General features: G+C 43.5%; 19 protein-coding genes and 1 tRNA gene. 14 read left to right on the top strand and 6 right to left on the bottom strand.

Annotated elements, in window-relative coordinates; translation table 11 throughout:
• Positions 1-7: 7 nt before the first annotated feature.
• The 7 genes from M1L62_RS22010 (at position 8) to M1L62_RS21980 (ending at position 5,089) form a co-directional block, all read left to right on the top strand.
• Positions 8-715, top strand: a complete 708-nt coding sequence (locus M1L62_RS22010) for a hypothetical protein (RefSeq protein ID WP_254561784.1) — start codon at positions 8-10, stop codon at positions 713-715.
• A gap of 58 nt (positions 716-773) precedes the next feature.
• Positions 774-1,007, top strand: a complete 234-nt coding sequence (locus M1L62_RS22005) for a hypothetical protein (RefSeq protein WP_254561783.1) — start codon at positions 774-776, stop codon at positions 1,005-1,007.
• Between the two features lie 26 nt (positions 1,008-1,033).
• Entirely contained in the window at positions 1,034-1,453 is a 420-nt protein-coding gene (locus M1L62_RS22000) for a hypothetical protein (RefSeq protein WP_254561782.1), read from the top strand.
• 59 nt (positions 1,454-1,512) lie between these two features.
• Positions 1,513-1,902 (top strand): hypothetical protein, encoded by a 390-nt coding sequence (locus M1L62_RS21995; protein WP_254561781.1) that lies wholly within the window; start codon positions 1,513-1,515, stop codon positions 1,900-1,902.
• Entirely contained in the window at positions 1,889-2,467 is a 579-nt protein-coding gene (locus M1L62_RS21990) for a hypothetical protein (RefSeq protein ID WP_254561780.1), read from the top strand. Before M1L62_RS21995 ends, M1L62_RS21990 begins: the two co-directional genes overlap by 14 nt.
• Entirely contained in the window at positions 2,451-3,944 is a 1,494-nt protein-coding gene (locus tag M1L62_RS21985; RefSeq protein WP_254561779.1) for a terminase large subunit domain-containing protein, read from the top strand. Before M1L62_RS21990 ends, M1L62_RS21985 begins: the two co-directional genes overlap by 17 nt.
• A gap of 308 nt (positions 3,945-4,252) precedes the next feature.
• A complete protein-coding gene (locus M1L62_RS21980) occupies positions 4,253-5,089 on the top strand; it encodes an Abi-alpha family protein (RefSeq protein ID WP_254561778.1) in 837 nt (278 codons plus the stop codon).
• On the opposite strand, the gene M1L62_RS21975 is transcribed toward M1L62_RS21980, so the two are convergent.
• Positions 5,075-5,371, bottom strand: a complete 297-nt coding sequence (locus M1L62_RS21975; protein WP_254561777.1) for a hypothetical protein — start codon at positions 5,369-5,371, stop codon at positions 5,075-5,077. The two genes, M1L62_RS21980 and M1L62_RS21975, sit on opposite strands and share 15 nt — an antisense overlap.
• Positions 5,372-5,734: 363 nt before the next feature.
• On the opposite strand from M1L62_RS21975, the gene M1L62_RS21970 reads away from it, so the two are divergent.
• Positions 5,735-6,535 carry a DNA adenine methylase gene (locus tag M1L62_RS21970; protein WP_254561776.1) on the top strand — a complete coding sequence of 267 codons (801 nt, stop codon included), beginning with the start codon at positions 5,735-5,737 and terminating at the stop codon, positions 6,533-6,535.
• Positions 6,536-6,566: 31 nt separating this feature from the next.
• Here M1L62_RS21970 and M1L62_RS21965 read toward each other — a convergent pair whose 3' ends face one another.
• From M1L62_RS21965 to hflX, 3 genes are all read right to left on the bottom strand, one after another.
• Positions 6,567-7,775 (bottom strand): site-specific integrase, encoded by a 1,209-nt coding sequence (locus M1L62_RS21965; protein ID WP_254561775.1) that lies wholly within the window; start codon positions 7,773-7,775, stop codon positions 6,567-6,569.
• A gap of 136 nt (positions 7,776-7,911) precedes the next feature.
• Positions 7,912-7,983 (bottom strand) — tRNA-Arg (locus tag M1L62_RS21960).
• A 77-nt stretch (positions 7,984-8,060) separates the two neighbouring features.
• Positions 8,061-9,311, bottom strand: coding sequence for a GTPase HflX (gene hflX / locus M1L62_RS21955; protein ID WP_254561774.1), 1,251 nt, complete (start codon positions 9,309-9,311; stop codon positions 8,061-8,063).
• 331 nt (positions 9,312-9,642) lie between these two features.
• Here hflX and M1L62_RS21950 point away from each other — a divergent pair, with 331 nt between their 5' ends.
• The 6 genes from M1L62_RS21950 (at position 9,643) to M1L62_RS21925 (ending at position 15,461) form a co-directional block, all read left to right on the top strand.
• Positions 9,643-11,028 carry an MATE family efflux transporter gene (locus M1L62_RS21950; protein ID WP_254561773.1) on the top strand — a complete coding sequence of 462 codons (1,386 nt, stop codon included), beginning with the start codon at positions 9,643-9,645 and terminating at the stop codon, positions 11,026-11,028.
• 13 nt (positions 11,029-11,041) lie between these two features.
• Positions 11,042-11,683 (top strand): Crp/Fnr family transcriptional regulator, encoded by a 642-nt coding sequence (locus tag M1L62_RS21945; protein ID WP_254561772.1) that lies wholly within the window; start codon positions 11,042-11,044, stop codon positions 11,681-11,683.
• A 74-nt stretch (positions 11,684-11,757) separates the two neighbouring features.
• Positions 11,758-12,552, top strand: a complete 795-nt coding sequence (locus tag M1L62_RS21940; protein WP_254561771.1) for a sulfite exporter TauE/SafE family protein — start codon at positions 11,758-11,760, stop codon at positions 12,550-12,552.
• Between the two features lie 172 nt (positions 12,553-12,724).
• Positions 12,725-14,107, top strand: a complete 1,383-nt coding sequence (locus M1L62_RS21935) for an MBL fold metallo-hydrolase (protein WP_254561770.1) — start codon at positions 12,725-12,727, stop codon at positions 14,105-14,107.
• A 232-nt stretch (positions 14,108-14,339) separates the two neighbouring features.
• Positions 14,340-14,915: a YeeE/YedE family protein gene (locus M1L62_RS21930; RefSeq protein ID WP_254561769.1), complete on the top strand. Its 576-nt coding sequence runs from the start codon at positions 14,340-14,342 to the stop codon at positions 14,913-14,915.
• Positions 14,916-14,948: 33 nt separating this feature from the next.
• Positions 14,949-15,461, top strand: a complete 513-nt coding sequence (locus M1L62_RS21925; protein ID WP_254561768.1) for a DUF6691 family protein — start codon at positions 14,949-14,951, stop codon at positions 15,459-15,461.
• On the opposite strand, the gene M1L62_RS21920 is transcribed toward M1L62_RS21925, so the two are convergent.
• Both M1L62_RS21920 and M1L62_RS21915 read right to left on the bottom strand, forming a co-directional pair.
• On the bottom strand, positions 15,462-16,205 hold the full coding sequence (locus M1L62_RS21920; RefSeq protein WP_254561767.1) for a class I SAM-dependent methyltransferase: 744 nt from the start codon (positions 16,203-16,205) through the stop codon (positions 15,462-15,464).
• A 345-nt stretch (positions 16,206-16,550) separates the two neighbouring features.
• The gene (locus M1L62_RS21915; protein ID WP_254561766.1) at positions 16,551-19,718 is read right to left on the bottom strand and encodes a TonB-dependent receptor; all 3,168 of its coding nucleotides are present in this window, start codon (positions 19,716-19,718) and stop codon (positions 16,551-16,553) included.
• Between the last annotated feature and the right edge of the window lie 40 nt (positions 19,719-19,758).

Below are 19,758 nucleotides of genomic sequence, written 5' to 3'. Positions count from 1 at the left end.
TCTATACATGAAAAATCAATTTAGACTTGCTACGGCTGCCACCTCGATCGGCTCCGCAGCTGTCGTAACCCTGATTACCGGAAACCCACTAATGGGTATGGCTTCCGCTGGTCTTGTTGGCTTTGCAGGCCAGCAGCTTGGCGGCTTTTCTTTTAACGACGAATCCGGCGTTGCCAGCTGTAACGCGTTGATCGGTCTTAAAAGACAGTGCCAGACTTTGACCATTGGTGGTGCCAAACGTCTCTACATTGTTTTGGCAGAAGATCTGGCATCGGAATTTCTGACGTATGACCTCGCAAAAACTGCCGGTGAATATACAGGCGCAATTCCTTTGGTGGCAACTAAAAAGTTCATCGAAGTGGAAGCATGGTATGATACAACCAAGTTCGACACTGAAATGAAACTGGGTGCTGGTTTCACTCAGAGCATTGAGTTTAAAATCCTGGGCTACGGCAAAGATATCGTAAGGTTTGCTTCACTGCTTTGCGATACACCGGTTAACCTGATCGTTCAGGGGAATGATGACAAGCTCTACTACATCGGTCAAAAATACATCCCGATGATGTTGGAAATGAAAGGCACAATGCCAGAAAAAGGAACTGGCCGTAAGGAAGCAACCTTCACAGCCAAACAAGACGGTATGCAGGTGCCGGTATTCCCACTTGCATCAGCCACTACTTTCGCCGTTGAGCCACTTGTTGCTCCGGTAGTATAATAAACGGGGGCTTCATCCGGAGCCCCCATTGTTTTTATCTTTTTCTCAAATAACTCCCATGAAACAAGAGACTCAAACAACCCCGAAAATATATTCCGTTGCCGAAAATGCCAAAGGCTTTGAATTCGTGAACGGAAATACCAAACACCTGGCTGAAATGAATCAGAAAGATTTGAAAGTACTTTTCGATAACGGCGATCCGCGAATTATTGAAAAGGAAGAATCCAGCACCGTTGCGATCCCGGAAGAAAAAAAGCCTTCCAGACCCGCACCCGCAACTTTACCAGCCTGATCCACCCATCCTTTAATTTCACAGCAATGGAAATAAAACAATTAAAAGCGAATTATCAGCTTGCCGAGTTGCGCTACAACTCTGACAAGTCTGAGGCGAACACGGCGATATTAAAGCAAGCCAAAAAAGAATACGAGGCGGCTTTGAAACCGGTTAAAGCGGAACCGGTAAAATCTGATGCTGCCAATGCGGTCGACGAAATTCAAAAGCAAACCAAAAAGCAGTTGGAGGCTATTAAATCAATCGGGTCGGCTAACGTTCGGATTTCTCCTAAAACGGCGAGTCCAAAAATTGAACCGCTTTCTGGGGAAAACGAAAATTCTGACGAGCTGGCCGGCACCGAAACAAATGGCGATGCGTCCGGAGAACAGCAGGATATTCCGGAAGACACCACCAATTCCGGCGAGCCTGCAGTTGAAGAAAAAAAAACGGAAGTGATCCCGTAAGCGAAGAATCGGACAAACATATAAAAGAGCAGCTTCTTGCGCGTGCCAATCGGCTGCACATGGAAGCTGCTCTTTTATCTAACACCCTGCATGAATTCCGCGACGATGACATCGAAGGCGTTCGCCCCGTGATCGCACAGATTGATGCCAAACGCCGGGAGTGGAGCCAGGTATTAAAAACAATCGACTATTTCGATAAAACCGGAACACTTCCCAAACAACAGCCTGATCAGTCCATCATGGCATCGATCGAGAAAAAGGAAGGTGTCGCAGAACTTCAATTGGAAATCAACCGGCTCAGCGTGAATATTTCCAAATACACCAAAAAACTCGAAACAACTCCGGAGCACAAGAAAGCCGAGCAATGGCGGGAGGACCTGGCTAAAATGGAAGCCATGAAAAATGAACTTAGAAAAGACATCATAAACCTTAATTATGCGTCAAAATAACAAATACCTCGAAAAGGTCTATGAAGAAATGGACGTCTACCGTCAGCACATCTTTGACGGAAAAGAGCTGACCTTAAAACAGGAAGATACACTTCAAAAATTGGAAATCATGCGCGGATGGCTTCTGGCTGGTCTTTCTGACGTGGACACCATTAAACTGGCCAAAACCGATGAGCGTATCCGACTTCAAGACCGAAGAGCCAGGGAGCTGCTTGCAATGACCTACGAAATCTTTGCTGAACTCCGCCAGCTACGCAACCGGGAAGGGATTAAGTACATGTACTCGGAATTGTTCCGGAGCGTGGCCGATAAAGTTCTTATCGACTATGAAAGGCTCAGGGATTCAGGAGCGGATCCAAAAGCCGCAGCGGCTTTGCTTCGGGAATATAGAAGTATGATAAAAGAAGCTGCTGTCATCGACGGAGCCTTCGATACGAGCAAAATCCCGGATGAGCAAAAGAAAAAACCGACCAAAATTGTCATCAAGCGCAAAACGGTCATCAATAACGGAAAAGTAGAAAAAGACGAATTAACCGAGGAAGCGAACTATGAGATCAGCAATTGATTTAATTCAGGAAATTGAGGTCAACGATAAACAGGCCGATTTTATAGAGGGTATTTTCTACGGCCTGACAGCCGAAGGAACCAAAACCGCCACCATGATTGGCGGTATTGGATCTGGAAAGTCTTTTGCAATGGCTCTTTTGATGCTGGTTTCGAAAGAAGAGCTTCCAAGAGGAAAAGGCCAATTTGCCTGCGCGACGAAAACCCAATTTCAAAGAGCGATTTTCCCGGGGATCAAATCAGTTTGGTCTGAAAACTTCGGGATCAAACAATACAATTTTAAAACCGGTCAAGGTGATTATGCGCTTTGGCGAAAACCTCCTGACGATTGGGAAAAACCATGGCAGGAACCTGACAACTGGGAAAATTGCATCGCTTTTCCCAACGGCTGGGTTATTGAAGTCTGCGGATATAAAATGCTGTCTGATCTACATCGCGGACGGAATGATGACTTTGCTTTTATGGACGAAGCTTTGATCTTCAAACGCGAATGGCTGAAAATTCTGGAAGGTCGTATCCGTGCCAACAAAGGTAAATTCGATTCACCTATGCACTGGCTTGTTTCCATTTTCTCTTCACCACCCTACGGCTCCGGAGGGGATTGGATGTTCGATACGGAAGAGCTAATGCGCGAGGAACCCGATCGCTATCTATTTATGCAGATTACCACCAAAGACAACCTTATGTTTTTACCGGGCAATTATGTAGCTAACTTAAAAAAGAAGCTCAGCAAATTGGAGTACGGTGTGGAAGTGGATGGTAAGCGGCTGAGCAAGATGCCCAAATCATTCTATTCAAGTCTGGATGATCGGCACACGGAGGTTGATGAAGAAACCTTCTATGACCCAAGCCAACCACTGATCACAGTGGTGGACTTTAATGCCCACTTCACAAGCTGCTCTAACTGGCAGAACTTCGGTAAGGGAAATCACTGTGTGAAGGGAGTCTTCGTACACGAACCTGAACCTGATATGGACATGAGCCAGACCCTTGCCCATGAAGTAGTGGAAAGGTTTATAAATCACCAGAACAGAACCATCTACATAACGGGCGACCGCAATGGTCTCAATGCCAGTGCCAGCAGTAAGAAGAACGCCGATGGTACATGGATCACCCTGTTCGATGAGTTCGCTCAGGTCTTCACGGACGCAGGCTGGTCTGTGATCCTGTGCCCGCTTACCTATAACCCATTAAAGGATGAGATACATGCATTGATGCAGGGCATACTGTCTGAGTCAAGGGAAGATGGTGTGTATGCCCGCTTCCATCCTACCGAAGCCAAGAGTGTTACAATCAGTATGCAGCGCGCACCCATCACGGGTGACTACAAGAAGGACAAGAAGAGCGAGAACAAGAAGGGCGAAGACCAGGAGTACGCAACCCACCTAAGTGACACGGTCGACTACTACTTCGCCTGGTTGCTGCAAGGTGGGTTGATGTATGCCGGCGACACCAGCTTCGAAATTGAATTCTATTGATTACACCCCTACCCCACCTGACCCAGCCCTCTCGAAGCTACCAGCTCGAGGGGGCTTTCATATATTCGGATTTTTTGAAAATGGAAATTTCCAAAATGTGAAAGGGCGGGCTTGATCTGCCGACTTTCCTCGTAAAAAAAACAGATTTCAAATTTTTGTGATTGATTTTCAGCCGGTTGGCTCTGGATGTCGCGAAGAAAAGGTGCAACTTTTTATAAAGATAGAAAATCTTACTGACAGCCAATCATTTATGCGATTTTTATAATACTTAATTATATTGCATATGTGAAAATTAAACCTGTTTATATATGGACCCCGTAAGGAATATTGCAGACAAGGCGTTAGACAAAATACCCACCGATAAAGTTTATGAAGACTTGTTGCAACCAGTACTTAGAAAGGCCGGCGAAGCATTGGCAACAGTCATGGATCTCGGTAACACCATATTGTTTCCGGTTCAAATGTTAAATGAGCGGAGAAAGATAATTCTCAAAGAAAACCTGCAGCGATACGAAGCTAAACTCCAAGCACGAAATAAGGAAACTATTCCTGTTCCAGATTCAATCGCAATTCCAATAGTTGAAAAACTTTCATACGTAAGTCAGCAAGAAATATCAGAAGCTTTTATTAATCTTCTCACAAAGGCTTCATTTTCCGATACCGTCAGTGCGGTTCATCCGGCTTTCATAACTGCAATAAACAATATCTCTGCTGATGAAGCGAAGTTACTTTTTGCTTTGAAAGGCAGAAAACACTTTCCGTTACTAAATGTAGTTGGTGTTTTTGAACAAAATGGTAAGTCCTTATCAGTCCAGTTGGGAAAAAATTTAACTGGATTAGAGCTGGTTCACGAATTAGAATTCCCCAAGAATATTGACCTATATTTAGAAAATCTTGAGATTTTAGGAATTTTCCAGATTAATCAGAAAGCCGGCATGCCGGTCTATAGTAAAGAATATGAATTAATAGAATCTCAATATAAGGATCCTCTTTACAGAAATGTTAATTTCTTCTTAAATGAGAATACTCCTTCGAGAGAAAATAAAAAGGTAAAATTCAATAGACTGGTAGTAGACATAACCGAATATGGTAGATCGTTCTCAATGGCGTGTATGGAAGATGTGAAGGACTCATCCATTGATTAAATTCGCCACCACCCAATGAACAATCTTTTTGTCCAAATAAGCCCTACTTTTTTCACGGTCTGGTGATTCGAGATAGCGTTTAATCTCAATAACAGTAACAGCATTCACTACAATAATCTCAATACCTTCATTCTCCGATATAAATGAATCACGCTCATTTGTATCGGAGAATTTTTTTATTTCGGCAATGAAGGCTGGTTCCTGAGTATGTACCATATAAGTGGCATCAGGCGATGCTGCTTCATTCTTTGCAATTAAAAACTTTGGAACATTCTTCTTCATCGACCTTCGATCTTGCGTATAAAATGAATCGTACTTTATCGCGAGGATCTATCGGTGATTGAATGATGTACAGCTCCCTGAACCCGTTAAATTCCACCATGTAATGTGGGATAAACAATGATTCCCTGATGTAGGCTGGTACATTTCTTTTCTTCCAACGCTCACCCTTGTTAGCGATAGAGACAAAGTGCCTTCTCCCAAGCTCTCTGCCAGATTTAAACGTGTTATTTTCCATATCTAAAAATCGTTTTTGAATTGCTGACTCTGCAATGCGTCAAATATATGTCATTTTTTCGACGTTATAGCGTCCTTTTTCCGACGCTCCGCACCGTATTGTTTTGCGGAAAAACTATTTAATTAGCCATGAAAACAACAATTAAATTGAAAACGCCAATTAACTACTATGGTGGAAAACAAAAAATGCTCAATCACATTCTACCGAAAATACCAGCGCATCATACCTACGTAGAGCCATTCTTCGGAGGTGGTGCAGTTTTCTTCGGGAAAGAAAAAAGCAAAGCGGAAGTTGTAAACGATATCAACCAACGACTGATAACTTTTTACAAGGTCTTAAAATACGATTTTGAAGAAATACAAAACCGAATTGACGAAACATTTCATTCTAGAGCGCAACACAAAGAGTCAGATGAGCTTTACAAATCACAATCAGAAGAAGTAAACGATCCAGTGGCCTGTGCTTGGGCAGTTTGGATGCAAACAAATATGAGTTTTTCTCACGGAATTGGTAAAGGATTCGGTTATGACCGCTCTGGATCTTCTCCCTTAAGTCATTATAATAGGAAAAATAATTTCACCGAAACCTATAAGGAAAGGTTTAAACGAGTTACCATAGAATCCTATGACGTGCTTAAGGTTATTAAAGCTTATGATTCGCCCGATGCTTTTTTCTATTTGGACCCGCCGTATGTTTCGTCTGATCAAGGTCACTATGCCGGTTATTCAATTGAGGATTTCAAAAACTTGCTGGACGCATGCTCGAATATGAAAGGGAAATTTTTGCTGAGTAGTTACCCGGAGTCTATTCTTATCGAATACCGGGAAAAGTTTGGCTGGAAATCGGAGGATCACGAAAAAGCCATCGCAGTGAATGGTAGAAGAAAAGAGCCAAAGAAAAAAGTCGAGTGCTTAACCTGGAATTACTAAACGACAAACCCGGCTTAGAGCCGGGTTTGTATCAACCATACACAGAATCCACCAAATCATCATTTTCAGCCGTTGTAGCAGCGTTGAAATAGTTTTCCGTAATGGATACGGAGCTGTGATCAAGGGCATCAGAAACAGCGAAGACATTGCCCGTTTTCTTCTTTGCGATATCAGCAAACGAATGTCGGGCAACGTGCATGCTTATATTTCTCACCCCGATTTTTTTAGCGATACTCGCTAAATGACCATTTATGAGAGCATTTGAGGAAGAAATTACCTTTAACCAGTCATCCTCCGAAAACTTCGCTTTGTTCTTTCCTTTCAAAAATGGGAAAATATATTCAGAAGGTTGAATCCCAGTTTTATCATAGTGAGCAAGAATTTCCAGTGCCCTCGGGATAATCTTTTTTGAGCGAAATTTCCCGGTTTTACCTGCCTCATATTCTATCCGGCCAGCCTTCACTTGCTCCCATTTCAATTGAAGAATGTCAGCAGTTCGCATTCCCTGAAGATAAAACGACATCAGAAAAATGTTTTTACTGTGCCATTCGTTGATTCCTGGTCTGATTGCGAGGTTTTCTATAGCTAAGATTTGAGCTTCTGACAGCCTGGATCGTTTTGACTTTTCCTTTTTAGGCTTATAAACCTTCCATGGAGAACCATTTTCGGGGACAAAATAGCCAGAATTTAACGCTTCGTTATAAATTGCTTTAATTGTCTTCATGTTGGAGTGAATTGTATTCGCCCCGTTATCTAGTTTCCTTAAATGCCGTTCATAGTTAATCAGGTATTCGTAGTTAACTTCTGTAAAGTACAACTCTCGTCCGCCCTGGTATTCAATAAGTTTATTAATAATTGAGGCCTGCCCTTTTCTTGTATTCGGAGAAACCATCTTTTTCACTCTTGCCAACGCAAACTCAATAAAGCTTTCGCCCATAACTTCCTTTCGAAGCCTGTTAATTAAATTGTCAGCAGTCATCGTCTGATTTAATACAGCTCCTTCCAGATACTTTTTTTGCAGCTCTAAAATCTTTGACTTTATGATATTATTTATCTGCCGATACTTTGGGTTCGTTTTCCTAACCTCTGACTTCTCGGGGTTCCAGTGCTCATGAAGGATAGACACCCCGATTGTTATGCGCTTAGACCTCCTATTCTGAGTAACTCTTATCTGAATATTTGAGGTGCCATCCTTCTTTTTATAGTTATCGATTTCGACATGAAAGGTTATATGACTCATAGATCCCTGAAACTTTTTCCTGAAACATTTAGCGATACTGGGCGATTCAACGCGATAGCAAATAACAAAAAAAGCCGCTCTAAATCAATTCAGAGCGGCTTTTTAAATTGTGTGGTATTGCCAAATATTCATTTTGTGACCGCGACGGGAATCGAACCCATATCTAGAGTTTAGGAAACTCCTATTCTATCCGTTGAACTACGCAGTCAAAAAATTGGTATCCATATTCCTATGAATACCAATCGGGGTGCAAAATTGGAAAAAATCCGATTCAATTACAAATACTTATTCTTCTGATTGTACAGGAGAATATCCCAAATCAAGCCAGTTGGGGTATATCGCGAAGTGTTTTTCTTTCACAAGCGCAAAAAGTATATTACGAAGTTCTTCCATGTTTTCCTTTTTCCGGGCCGAAATAAACACAACCTGTTCGGCCTTATGCGACAGATAACTTTTCTTAAGCTGGCTTAAAGTACTTTCAGGCGTGATTTCTTCTTCCTCTGGCTTTTCTTCTCCCTCCCAGGTTTCTTCCTGAGGTGCAGGTTTGTAAAGGTCAATTTTGTTGAAAACAAGAATCGTAGGCTTATCCGCAGCACCAATATCAATCAGGGTATTGTTTACCACTTCAATATGTTCCTCAAAAGATTCATGCGAAATATCAACCACATGCACGAGAATATCAGCTTCCCGAACTTCATCCAGTGTCGATTTGAAAGATTCAATAAGGGTCGTTGGCAGTTTTCTGATAAAACCAACAGTGTCCGTCAGCAAAAAGGGAACATTTTCCATATTTACCTTACGTACCGTAGAATCCACCGTAGCAAATAATTTGTTCTCAGCAAACACATCCGATTTGGAAAGTCCCTGCATCAAAGTCGATTTCCCTACGTTGGTATAACCCACAATGGCAACACGCACCAACCGGTCGCGTTCCTTACGGCGGGTCATGCTCTGGCGGTCCACTTTTTCAAGTTTCTCTTTCAGAAAAGCAATTCTGTCCTTCACTATACGTCTATCCGTTTCAAGCTCCGTTTCCCCCGGACCACGCATCCCTACACCTGCACCCGACTGACGGCTTAAGTGCGTCCAAAGTCTGGTAAGACGTGGGTACATGTATTGGTATTGGGCAAGCTCCACTTGTAACTTCGACTGAGCCGTTTTGGCGCGCATCGCAAAAATATCCAGGATCAGAAGACTCCTGTCAAGCACTTTAATATCCTTAAAAACAACTTCAAGATTTCGCACCTGGGACGGAGAAAGATCATCATCAAAAATGATCATATCCACAGGATTAGCTGTTACGAAAATATTTATCTCTTCAAGTTTCCCTTTTCCTACATAGGTCTTGATATCAGTCCGTTCAAGGTTTTGCGTAAATTTCTGGACGGTCTTTACACCCAGTGTAGCTGCCAAAAAATCCAGCTCTTCCAGATATTCCTTTGTTTTGCCGCTGCTTTGTTTTTGTGTGCTCACAGCCACCAGGACTGCCGTTTCCTGCTTTACAGCGGTTGAAAATAATTTACTTTTATCGATCATTCAGAATAATGTTATTGTTCTGGCTTCCACGTTTGGTGAGTAACCAGCCCTTTTTTATACAAAAAGGTAGTTAGAAAACGGAATATAATGTTCAAAAGTTCAAGTACATCCGGGATGAAGATACAACTAACATGCTGGTATTCCAGTTTTTTATTTGAATATTAAAAAAACAGTTTTGTATATTTGTCAAAATACATAAAGCCTATGTTGGTGATCATCCCCGGCTTACTTTAAGCCACTCCGTCCTTTTTGTCCTGATTTCCAGGCTGTTTTTTACGCGTTTTAAAAACGTGTACATCCTTATTATTAATCTGATTTTTCTTTTTTATACATGAAAAAGTGGTTTCAACTGCTTCGTCAGGCCTTACGTGGCTCCGAAGAAAGTTTTACTGACGGAAGTATCAACCGGGCAATTTTCCTTTTATCCGTTCCTATGATCATGGAAATGGTCATGGAATCTCTCTTTGCCGTTGTCGATATTTTCTTTGTTTCCAAAATAAGCATTGAGGCCGTCGCTACCGTCGGACTTACAGAGTCGGTGATTACACTGGTTTACTCTGTCGCCATCGGGTTAAGCACCGCTGCGACGGCAACCATCGCCAGACGTGTCGGAGAGGGAAATAATGCGCAGGCACGGCGGGCAATCGGGCAGGTTATCCTGATTTCGCTGGGAATTTCATTACCCATAGCACTGTTCGGCTTCACCTTTGCCGGTGACATTCTGCATATCATGGGTGCAGACCGGAAGGTGATCGAAACAGGTACTATTTTTGCCCGTATACAGTTCCTGAGCGCTCCGGTAGTAATTTTGCTCTATTCACTAAGCGGTGCTTTGCGCGGTGCGGGATCTGCTGCCACAGCTATGCGTTCGCTTATTGTTGCCAACGGATTAAACATGATCCTCGGCCCCATCCTGATTTTCGGCCTGGGCCCCTTTCCCGCACTTGGTGTGGCAGGAGCCGCCATTGCCACAGCGACGGGACGCTCCATTGGTGTGGGTTATCAGCTCTATTCTCTGACGCGCGTTAACAGTGCATTGGCATTCGTGCTGAAAGATTTAAAACCACACAAAGAAACGATCCAGGCAATGATCAAGGTTGCGACAGGCGGAACCGTACAATTTCTGATATCCTCGGCGAGCTGGATTTTCCTGACCCGTATCCTGGCCGAGTTTGGCAGTGATGTCGTTGCCGGTTATACCATTGCAATCCGTGTCATTATGTTTACGCTCTTGCCTGCCTGGGGTTTAGCCAATGCCGCTGCAACACTGGTAGGGCAAAATCTGGGTGCAGGCAAACCGGAACGCGCCGAACTTTCGGTCTGGCGTTGTGCTTCCTATAACCTGTTTTTTCTGGTTGGCCTGTCTGTTTTTATGTTCATCGGAGCAGAGACGATCATCGGATGGTTCAGCCCGAATGTAGAAGCGATCCATACCGGGAAACTTGCGCTACGGGTTTTGTGCCTTGGTTATGGGTTTTACGCTTATGGCATGGTTGTAATCCAGTCGCTCAACGGCGCTGGTGATACCAAAACACCAACGATTTTAAATCTGATCTGCTTCTGGATAATCGAGATACCCCTGGCTTATTTACTCGCGATTGTATTTGCATTGGGTCCCATAGGCGTTTTCATTTCCGTTCCGGTAGCAGAATCGTGTTTGGCTTTGCTGGGGATTTGGCGTTTCAAAATGGGCAACTGGAAAACCGTTAAAGTTTAAAGCATAACCTTCTATGAATACCGAAACGATCCGTCATTATATTGAAAAGAAGTTCCCATTTTTCGAATCGGGCCTGAAAGACAGGATTGAAGAAGTTGCCAGCGTAAAACATATACCGGCAGGTGAATTGATTATGCGGCCGGGACAGTACATTAAACATACGGTTCTGGTTGCAGAGGGCGTGGTGAAACTTTACCGGGAAGGTGAGGATGGCGAAGAAGCTTTCATCTATCATTTAAATCCGGGACAGGCATGCGCGTTATCCATCATCTGCGCGGCCAAACAGGAAACCAGCCAGGTTTTGGCCAAAGCGATGGAAAACACCACCGCCATCATGATTCCGGTTTCGGTGATCGATGAGCTGATGAAAAATTATAAAAGCTGGTATTATTTCGTCCTTGAAAACTACCGTGACCGCTTTGATGAGCTTCTCACCCTGCTTGACCACGTGATGTTTAAAGGTATGGATGAGCGGCTTGAATTTTATCTTTCCAACCAGTTTTCGCAAGCAGGCAAAAAGGATATTATCATCACGCATCAGGAAATTGCCAACGACCTGAACACATCCCGGGAGGTTGTTTCCAGATTATTAAAAAAAATGGAAACGGATAAAAAAGTGAGGCTCAACCGTAATTCGATCGAATGGCTGAAATAAATATTTCAGCGTGATAATTGTCACAGACTGCTGCTGTTTCTCTTCCGAGATTTGCCAAAAAATCATCGAGAGCAATGGAAATATTTGGATATCTGGCGTCTGTTTTAACCGGGGTATCGTTAGGCATGATCGGCGGTGGCGGATCAATCCTGACGGTACCCATTTTGGTATATCTGTTTGCAGTTGACCCTCAGAATGCCACGGCATACTCCTTGTTCATTGTAGGCATCACAAGCCTGTCAGGAATTTTGTCATTATACAAAACAGGATTTGTCAACCTGAAAATAGCGTTATTATTCGGTCTCTCTTCAAGCGTGGCAGTCGTCTTTGCACGAAAAGTAATCCTGCCGGCAATTCCTCCAGAGCTATTACTGGCAGATAACATGATCATTTCACGATCGCTGCTGATCATGTTGTTTTTTGCAACCGTCATGATTGCGGCTGCGCTGCTAATGGTTTTCCGTAAGGACAAACCTTTCGAAAACAACCAAAACGATTCCCCCGCCAATCAAAATCTGATAGTAGCTGAAGCAATACTGGTTGGAACAATTTCCGGCATTTCGGGCGCGGGGGGAGGTTTCCTGATTATCCCTTTTCTGACAATTCTAAATAAAGTAGAGATAAAAACAGCAATTGGAACCTCCCTGCTTATCATCGGCATACAGTCCATGCTCGGTTTCCTTTCTGAACTCAACGCCATAAAACCGGACTGGGCACTGATTCTTGAAATAACCCTTCTGTCCGTTTCCGGCTTTTTCGTCGGAAATTATTTATCACATAAGTTCTCCGGTACACTTTTAAAGCACACTTTCGGCTGGTTTGTCCTGTGTATTGGAATTTATATTATTCTGAAAGAGTTAGCCTATTGACATCATCCCAATCGGCTCAATTTTTGTTCAGGTAAACAAAAAACTGATTTTTTTAGACCTGAGTGACTAAAATCACATACGCTCTTCAACTTTTATCCGAATTTTGAAGTATTAACAAAACAAACGAACGCAGAAATTCTTCGGGACCTTTTCCCTGCAAAATCCATTTAAGATGAAAATTGAACAAATATATACCGGCTGTCTGGCTCAGGGAGCTTATTTTATTTCTTCCAACGGCGAAGCAGCTGTTATTGATCCGCTGAGGGAGGTTGCCCCTTATATCGAAAAAGCAAAACGTGAAAAGGTAAAAATCAAGTACGTTTTTGAAACCCATTTTCACGCCGATTTCGTTTCGGGCCATATCGATCTTGCCGAGAAAACGGGCGCCGAAATCATTTACGGTCCGGAAGCGAATACAGGCTTCAAAGCTCACATCGCCTATGATGGGGAAGTATTTCAGCTTGGAGAGGTTACGATCAAGGTTCTGCATACACCAGGCCATACGATGGAGTCTTCCTGTTATCTTTTATCAGATAAAAATGGAAAAGAGATTGCGCTTTTCAGTGGTGACACGTTGTTTATCGGCGATGTAGGCCGCCCCGACCTGGCTCAAAATGGTGAGATGACACAGGATGATCTGGCCGGAATCCTGTTTGACAGCTTACGCACCAAAATCATGACTTTGCCGGACGATATCACCGTTTATCCGGCGCATGGCGCTGGTTCGGCCTGTGGAAAAAGCATGAGCAAGGAAACCAGTGATGTTTTGGGTAATCAAAAGAGGTTTAATTATGCCCTTCGCGCCGATATGACCAAAGAGGAATTCATCAGCGAGGTTACATCCGGATTGACAGAACCGCCGCAATATTTCCCTGAAAATGTAAAAATGAACCGTGACGGATACGAGAGTATCGATACGGTACTGGAACGTGGCGATCAGGCTTTGTCGCCAGAAGCATTTGAAGTAAAAGCGAACAACACGGGCGCATTGATCCTGGACACCCGCAAACCCGAAGACTTTGCCAAAGGTTTTATTCCAAATTCGATTAATATTGGCATCGATGGCGGTTTTGCTCCCTGGGTGGGCGCACTTATTCCTGACCTGAAACACAATATCTTACTCGTAACCGAGCCTGGGAGGGAAGAGGAAGTCGTGACACGCCTGGCCCGTGTCGGGTATGACTATGCGATTGGTTATCTTGACGGAGGATTTGATGTCTGGGAAAAAGCAGGAAAAGAAGTTGATGCAGTGATATCTCTGCCTGCCGAAGAATTCGCGAAGCGTTATCGTGAGGGAAATGTTAAGGTCATTGATGTCAGAAAACCGGACGAATTTGAATCCGGACATGTAAAAGGCGCAGAAAATATCGCGTTGGACACGGTTAACGATAACATGTCCACGCTTTCGAAAAATGAGACCTTATATGTGCATTGCGCCGGAGGTTACCGGTCCATGATCGCAGCATCCATTTTAAAATCAAGAGGATTTGATGATGTAGTGAATATTGAAGGCGGATTTGGCGCGATCAGTAAGACGGAAGTATCGTTAAGTTGATTATATTTAACGAGCTTGTTATGCTATAAACAGGACGCCCTGATCGGGCTGAAATATACAGAAAACGGGTTGATCAGATTAATCTCATTAACAACAATCAGCTCGATCAGAGCTCCCTGTTTATAGAAAAAAGTAAATTATTAAAACACCCGGCTCCATCGGAGCCTCCTGTTACCATAGAATTCATCAATAATACAGTGGGATCAATTCAATAACTTACTTACAACCTGATATGGAATTCTTCGAACTCATTCGTAAACCCTGGCCCTGGTATGTTGCCGGCCCAATTATCGGGTTTACGGTACCGGTTTTACTTCTTTTAGGAAACAAATCCTTTGGTATTTCCTCTTCACTACGGCATATCTGTGCCGCGGTGATTCCCGCTAATATTTCCTTTTTCAAATACGATTGGCGTAAGGAGGCCTGGAATTTATTCTTTGTGGCCGGTATTGCAATGGGCGGATTCATCGCCACTTATCTGTTAACCAACCCCGAATCACTGGTGGTTGCAGCTTCAACCCAATACAGTTTATCACAATTAGGCATTACCGATTTTTCAGGGTTAATGCCGGCGGACTTGTTTTCGGTGGAAAATATATTCACCCTGAAAGGATTGATCTTTTTCGTTTTGGGAGGATTTCTGGTTGGATTCGGCACCCGTTATGCAGGTGGCTGCACATCCGGGCATGCCATCATGGGACTGTCAAACCTGCAATGGCCGTCACTGATCGCCACGATATTTTTCATGGTCGGCGGATTTTTTTCTACCTGGATCTTACTGCCCTGGTTATTGCAATTGGTTAACTAATTTCTCCCGAAAGACTACAAAATCATCAAAAATATGGCTGGCATTAAAAGTAATTCAACCGAAGGAATTGCGCTTTTCGATAAAGAACAGGATAGCTACGACGGTACCAACCAACAGACACAAAGCGAAGGTTTTGCCGGTAATTTGAAATATCTGATCGTCGGTATTTTTTTCGGGATCGTTTTTGTAAAAGCTGAAATTGTCTCCTGGTTCCGAATTCAGGAAATGTTCCGTTTCGATTCCTTCCATATGTATGGCGTTATCGGTTCGGCCGTTGTCGTCGGCCTGATTTCGCTGCAAATCATCAAACGATTTAACATCAAAACAATTGGCGGGGAGATGGTAAGTATCCCGCCAAAACAATTTAACAAGGGACAAATCTACGGCGGATTTATGTTTGGACTCGGCTGGGCTATCACCGGCGCATGTCCGGGACCGTTGTTTGCACAGATTGGAAGTGGTTTTTTAGTCGTTATCATCACCCTTCTCAGTGCAATCGCAGGAACCTGGACTTATGGCCTGCTTCGTTCCAAACTACCGCACTGACTATACTTTTCGGGCAATCAGATAAAGCTGTTCGTCGCCAAGCATAAACGGATCAGCTTCCAGATTTCCGAAAGCGCCAATCACTTTTAAGCCAGCCGCCCGGAACATAAAACTCAGTTCGCCCAGTGTGTAAATATGCTGGCGAACGGTATGTGTCACTTTCTCAGCCCCTGAAATAAATGTCTGCTCGGCTTCGATAAAACCTTCTTCGGGGTGGTATTCATTTTGGGCAAGGTAGGTAATATCACCTGCTACAGGCATCCAGTTTCTAATCTGGAAATTTGGAAAAATACTTTCCGCAAGATTTTCGGTGTGGATCGCGAACTGCCCTCCCGTTACAAGCAGATCGGAGATTTTTTGCAGAAATTTCTGCATGTCTTCACGGGGAAAAAAGCTGAAACTATTGCCAACACAATAGGCCGCGTCAAAAGATTTCTCTTTAAAGGATGCTGCCAGAATATCCTCGCAAATAACGTTTACCGGTAAGTTCTCCTGTCTGCTGATTTTTTCCAGCTCGTCACAATATTCCTTCGAAAGATCGATACAGGTCATGGCGATGCCCAGATCCGCCAGAGGCAACGCATGGCGACCGTAACCAGCCATCACATCCAGCACGCTGCTCCCCTCCTTTAAATCCAACGTATCGCGCAAAAAATCGACCTCGTATTCCGTATACTCTTCGTCCTGATTTAACTTCCATGCCTTCTGCGGCAAACCTTCAAAATATGTATGATACCAGGCCAATGTGTTATGAATTTTAATTTCTGCAAAAATAGATTAATTTATTTAAACGCAGAGGAAGGGGGTGTTTTACCCGAAGTACCAATATCTGATATTTTAAACGCAGAGGAAACGGAGTTTTTTCGCAGAGTTTTGGGAGTTATCAATTATCAAAAATAAGACTCAGCGTACACTGCGAAAAACTCATCTGACTCTGCGTTTAAGAAAAAGGTTACGCAAAAAACAAATCCCTCCGTGGCACTCCGCGAAAAAACTCCCCTACCTCTGCGTTTAAACAAAAAAAATTACGCCGAGAGAACAAATCTCCCGGCGTAACGTCCACTCCTTTACTCGGCGTTTAACAAAGTGTTAGAACGCGTAACGCAATCCCAACTGGATCTGGTAAGGGTTTCCCGAAGGAACCACAATACCGGTTGTCGGACTTACGTCATAGTTATAGTTTTTGCTGGCTGCGTCAAAGCTTTTAAGCGAGTAGATATTTTGTTTTCCAAGAATATCCTGCGTTCCCCATTTCTTGTTCAGCAAGTTGGCCACGTTGAAGATATCAGCAGAAACCTCGATGCTTTGTGATTTGTAGATATGGAATTTCTTGGCAAGTTTCAAATCCCATGTTCCGTAGAAACCATTGATACCGCCGTTTCTCTCAGCGATTTTACCAGCACTTTTACGGATATAATCTTTCAGGCCGCTGTTAACTTCCGGGTTGTCAAGCAAAGCCTGAATACCTGTGCGGTACTTTTCTGTTACCGCAGCATTTTTTGGATCAAAGATAAAGGCAAGGTCATTTGAGTTAACAAAATCACCATTCACGTTACCACCCACGGCAAGCGAATATCTCGTTCCGCCCGTACCCGAATAACGCACCCCAACACTGATACCGTAGAAAGTTGGCAAGGTTCCGTAAACAACCAGTTTGTTGCGGAACTGGTTATCCGAGTATGTTACACGGCTCAAATCGCGCGGATCATCGTTTACCATCAGCGACAGAGTCGCCGAGTTTGCCACGTTTCCGTTGTAAGATGTATTATCCTTAACATCATTGTAAGTATAACTCACGGTAATTTCTCCGTCTTTGAAATACTGGTAGGTCGCATCAGCAACTACGGCAAATGCATTCACTTTCCCTTTGCTGTTCAATTCCAGTACGCGGCCTACATTGGTCGATTTACGACCTTTTTGCCAGTCGGTTGAACCATTTGAAGTGGCGATACTTTCAGCAGGAACAAATACGCCACGGTTGCCTTCGTTCGATAAGCGGAAGAAAGGCTGCTCCACCATGTTTGCATCCACATACATGTAGTTATTACGTCCAAGCGTCATGTATCCGCTTAAACCCACCTTGAAACGGTCATTGAAAAAGTGACTGTAAGAGATATTAGCTTTATAAATCGTAGGCACTTTCGCATCCGCACCGTTCATGTTGATCGTTGCATTGTTAGAAACACCAGGAACTTTAAGCAACTCAACACCAGGAGCGGTTGAAGGATCGGCACGGTAACCAGGGAAATTAGGCGTAGGAACCAGTTTATCACCCTGAATATCTACCGAAGCAACTTTTGTTCCATCAAACAGCATGTTGTTGATCATCGCATAGTTGTTGATATCTGATCCAAAAACACCTGCTCCGAAACGTAAAATATCTTTTCCTTGCTCGTTGAAATCCCAGGTTACATTGGCACGCGGCTGAATCTGGAAAGTTCTGATCGTGTTGTCAGTTCTCAATCCAAGTTCATTAAATACCGTTTGGTTGAAATTTGGTCTGTTCATGTAATTGGCATAATCCACACGAACACCAGCCATCAGTTCAAATCCGGTAAACAGCTTGGTTTGCAACTGTCCGTAAACACCCGTGTTCAGGATATTCTGCTTCACGCTGTGATCCGGGTTCAATGCAATTTCACGTGCATAACGGTAAGGTTTCAGGTTCTCAAAATTGTCAAGACCTGTGAAGTAAAAACGTCCGTTCATTTCACTTCCGTAAAGAGAATTCATGTTGGTATACATCAAATCCGCTCCGAAAGTATAACTTACGTTGTTGGTGTTGTAATAAATGTTATCCGTAAACTGGATCGTGTTATTGTAGAAATGCTCAGGAATGTAACGCTGTCCGCCCAACTGAATCGTCGTAAAAACGTCTTTGCCATCAATGCTCGAAGCTACACGTTCAACAATCGCGCGGGGAATATTTGCACCTGGCAATTGTGGATTAGGAATACTGTTTTCCTTCGTGTACATATGCTGCAATTTGGCTTCGTTGATCAAACGAGGACTTACAACCGAGCGCAGGGTAAACAACAAGCTGTTGTCCAAACCTCTTGAAGTACCATACGTTTCGTAAGTATTGATCGAGCTGTTATCGCCAATGCTCTGGTTGTTTTTGTCAAAACCAAAGTTGTTACGGATTGTCAGCAAATGCTTTTTGCTAAGCTGCCAGTCGATGCGGGCGAAAATAGACTCTGTTTTTTCTTTCTTGTCAAAAGAACCGAATTGCGGAGAATTAGCTACGCCATATTTACTTCTTGCAATACTTTCAAAACGATCCAGAGATGATTTGGTGACGCTGAAACGCTTTTCATCTGCTGCACCCTGGATATCGGCAATTTGCAAAGGACGTGAATCAGCCTGGTGATCCCATACTACGAAGAAATGTGCCTTATCCTTGACAATAGGGCCACCCAAAGAAAAACCATACTGATAAGTCGAGAAAGGAACATTACGTTTGTTTCCACGAATATCATATGGGCTCGACAACCAGTCTGTACGACCAAATACGAAAGCACCTCCGCTCAATGTGTTTGTTCCAGACTTGGTTACGGTACTTACAGAACCTCCACCGCTTCTTCCGTAGGTTACATCATACTGGTTTGTCACCACTTTAAATTCACGAACTGCTTCCATGGAAATCGCATACGGGGAACTGTTACGGTTGGTAGTACCACCCGATGTGGCGTTTTTCGCCGTCATTCCATCGATAGTATAATTGGTAGATGAAGCCAGCTGACCCGAAATGCTTCCTCCTGATTTGCTCAACGGAGACAAATCCATTAACGAGGTAAAGCTCCTCCCGTTTACCGGCAGTTTAGCAATATCACGTGTCGTGATTGAAGTAGCAGCACCAAAGTTGGTTACAGTATTTTTCAGTCCTGAACCCATTACGCGAACTTCATCCAGGTCATTAGCTGTTTCTCTGATTTCAAAATCAACCGTTACCAGGTCACCCTGATTTAACGAATAGCCCGTTTTTTTCTGTTCGCCGTGCCCGATATATGAAACAACGATCGTATAAGGTTTACCCAACGGAAGTTGTTTGATAATGTACTCGCCTTTGTCATTTGTTGTCGTTGCGGAAGTAAATCCTGTTGATTCATTACGCACCTGCACCGTAGCACCTGGAACATGTGTTTTTGTCCCGTCAGAAACCGTCCCTCTGATCGTAGCCTGGTTGGTCTGGGCTAACAGTGCGGTTCCTAAAAAGCAGGACATCATAAACGCCCAAATAGTAAATTTCAGTTTCATATCCTTGAAATGAGTAGTTATTTAAGGATGCAAAACTAGA

The sequence above is a fragment of the Dyadobacter diqingensis genome (assembly GCF_024220585.1).
GTDB classification, from domain to species: Bacteria; Bacteroidota; Bacteroidia; order Cytophagales; family Spirosomataceae; genus Dyadobacter; species Dyadobacter diqingensis.
This window is presented reverse-complemented; position numbering and strand designations above follow the sequence as displayed.

Coding starts and splice junctions, on each gene's coding strand:
- M1L62_RS22010 (WP_254561784.1), top strand. CDS start 8: ATGAAAAATCAATTTAGACTTGCTACGGCTGCCACCTCGATCGGCTCC.
- M1L62_RS22005 (WP_254561783.1), top strand. CDS start 774: ATGAAACAAGAGACTCAAACAACCCCGAAAATATATTCCGTTGCCGAA.
- M1L62_RS22000 (WP_254561782.1), top strand. CDS start 1,034: ATGGAAATAAAACAATTAAAAGCGAATTATCAGCTTGCCGAGTTGCGC.
- M1L62_RS21995 (WP_254561781.1), top strand. CDS start 1,513: ATGGAAGCTGCTCTTTTATCTAACACCCTGCATGAATTCCGCGACGAT.
- M1L62_RS21990 (WP_254561780.1), top strand. CDS start 1,889: ATGCGTCAAAATAACAAATACCTCGAAAAGGTCTATGAAGAAATGGAC.
- M1L62_RS21985 (WP_254561779.1), top strand. CDS start 2,451: ATGAGATCAGCAATTGATTTAATTCAGGAAATTGAGGTCAACGATAAA.
- M1L62_RS21980 (WP_254561778.1), top strand. CDS start 4,253: ATGGACCCCGTAAGGAATATTGCAGACAAGGCGTTAGACAAAATACCC.
- M1L62_RS21975 (WP_254561777.1), bottom strand. CDS start 5,371: ATGAAGAAGAATGTTCCAAAGTTTTTAATTGCAAAGAATGAAGCAGCA.
- M1L62_RS21970 (WP_254561776.1), top strand. CDS start 5,735: ATGAAAACAACAATTAAATTGAAAACGCCAATTAACTACTATGGTGGA.
- M1L62_RS21965 (WP_254561775.1), bottom strand. CDS start 7,775: ATGAGTCATATAACCTTTCATGTCGAAATCGATAACTATAAAAAGAAG.
- hflX (WP_254561774.1), bottom strand. CDS start 9,311: ATGATCGATAAAAGTAAATTATTTTCAACCGCTGTAAAGCAGGAAACG.
- M1L62_RS21950 (WP_254561773.1), top strand. CDS start 9,643: ATGAAAAAGTGGTTTCAACTGCTTCGTCAGGCCTTACGTGGCTCCGAA.
- M1L62_RS21945 (WP_254561772.1), top strand. CDS start 11,042: ATGAATACCGAAACGATCCGTCATTATATTGAAAAGAAGTTCCCATTT.
- M1L62_RS21940 (WP_254561771.1), top strand. CDS start 11,758: ATGGAAATATTTGGATATCTGGCGTCTGTTTTAACCGGGGTATCGTTA.
- M1L62_RS21935 (WP_254561770.1), top strand. CDS start 12,725: ATGAAAATTGAACAAATATATACCGGCTGTCTGGCTCAGGGAGCTTAT.
- M1L62_RS21930 (WP_254561769.1), top strand. CDS start 14,340: ATGGAATTCTTCGAACTCATTCGTAAACCCTGGCCCTGGTATGTTGCC.
- M1L62_RS21925 (WP_254561768.1), top strand. CDS start 14,949: ATGGCTGGCATTAAAAGTAATTCAACCGAAGGAATTGCGCTTTTCGAT.
- M1L62_RS21915 (WP_254561766.1), bottom strand. CDS start 19,718: ATGAAACTGAAATTTACTATTTGGGCGTTTATGATGTCCTGCTTTTTA.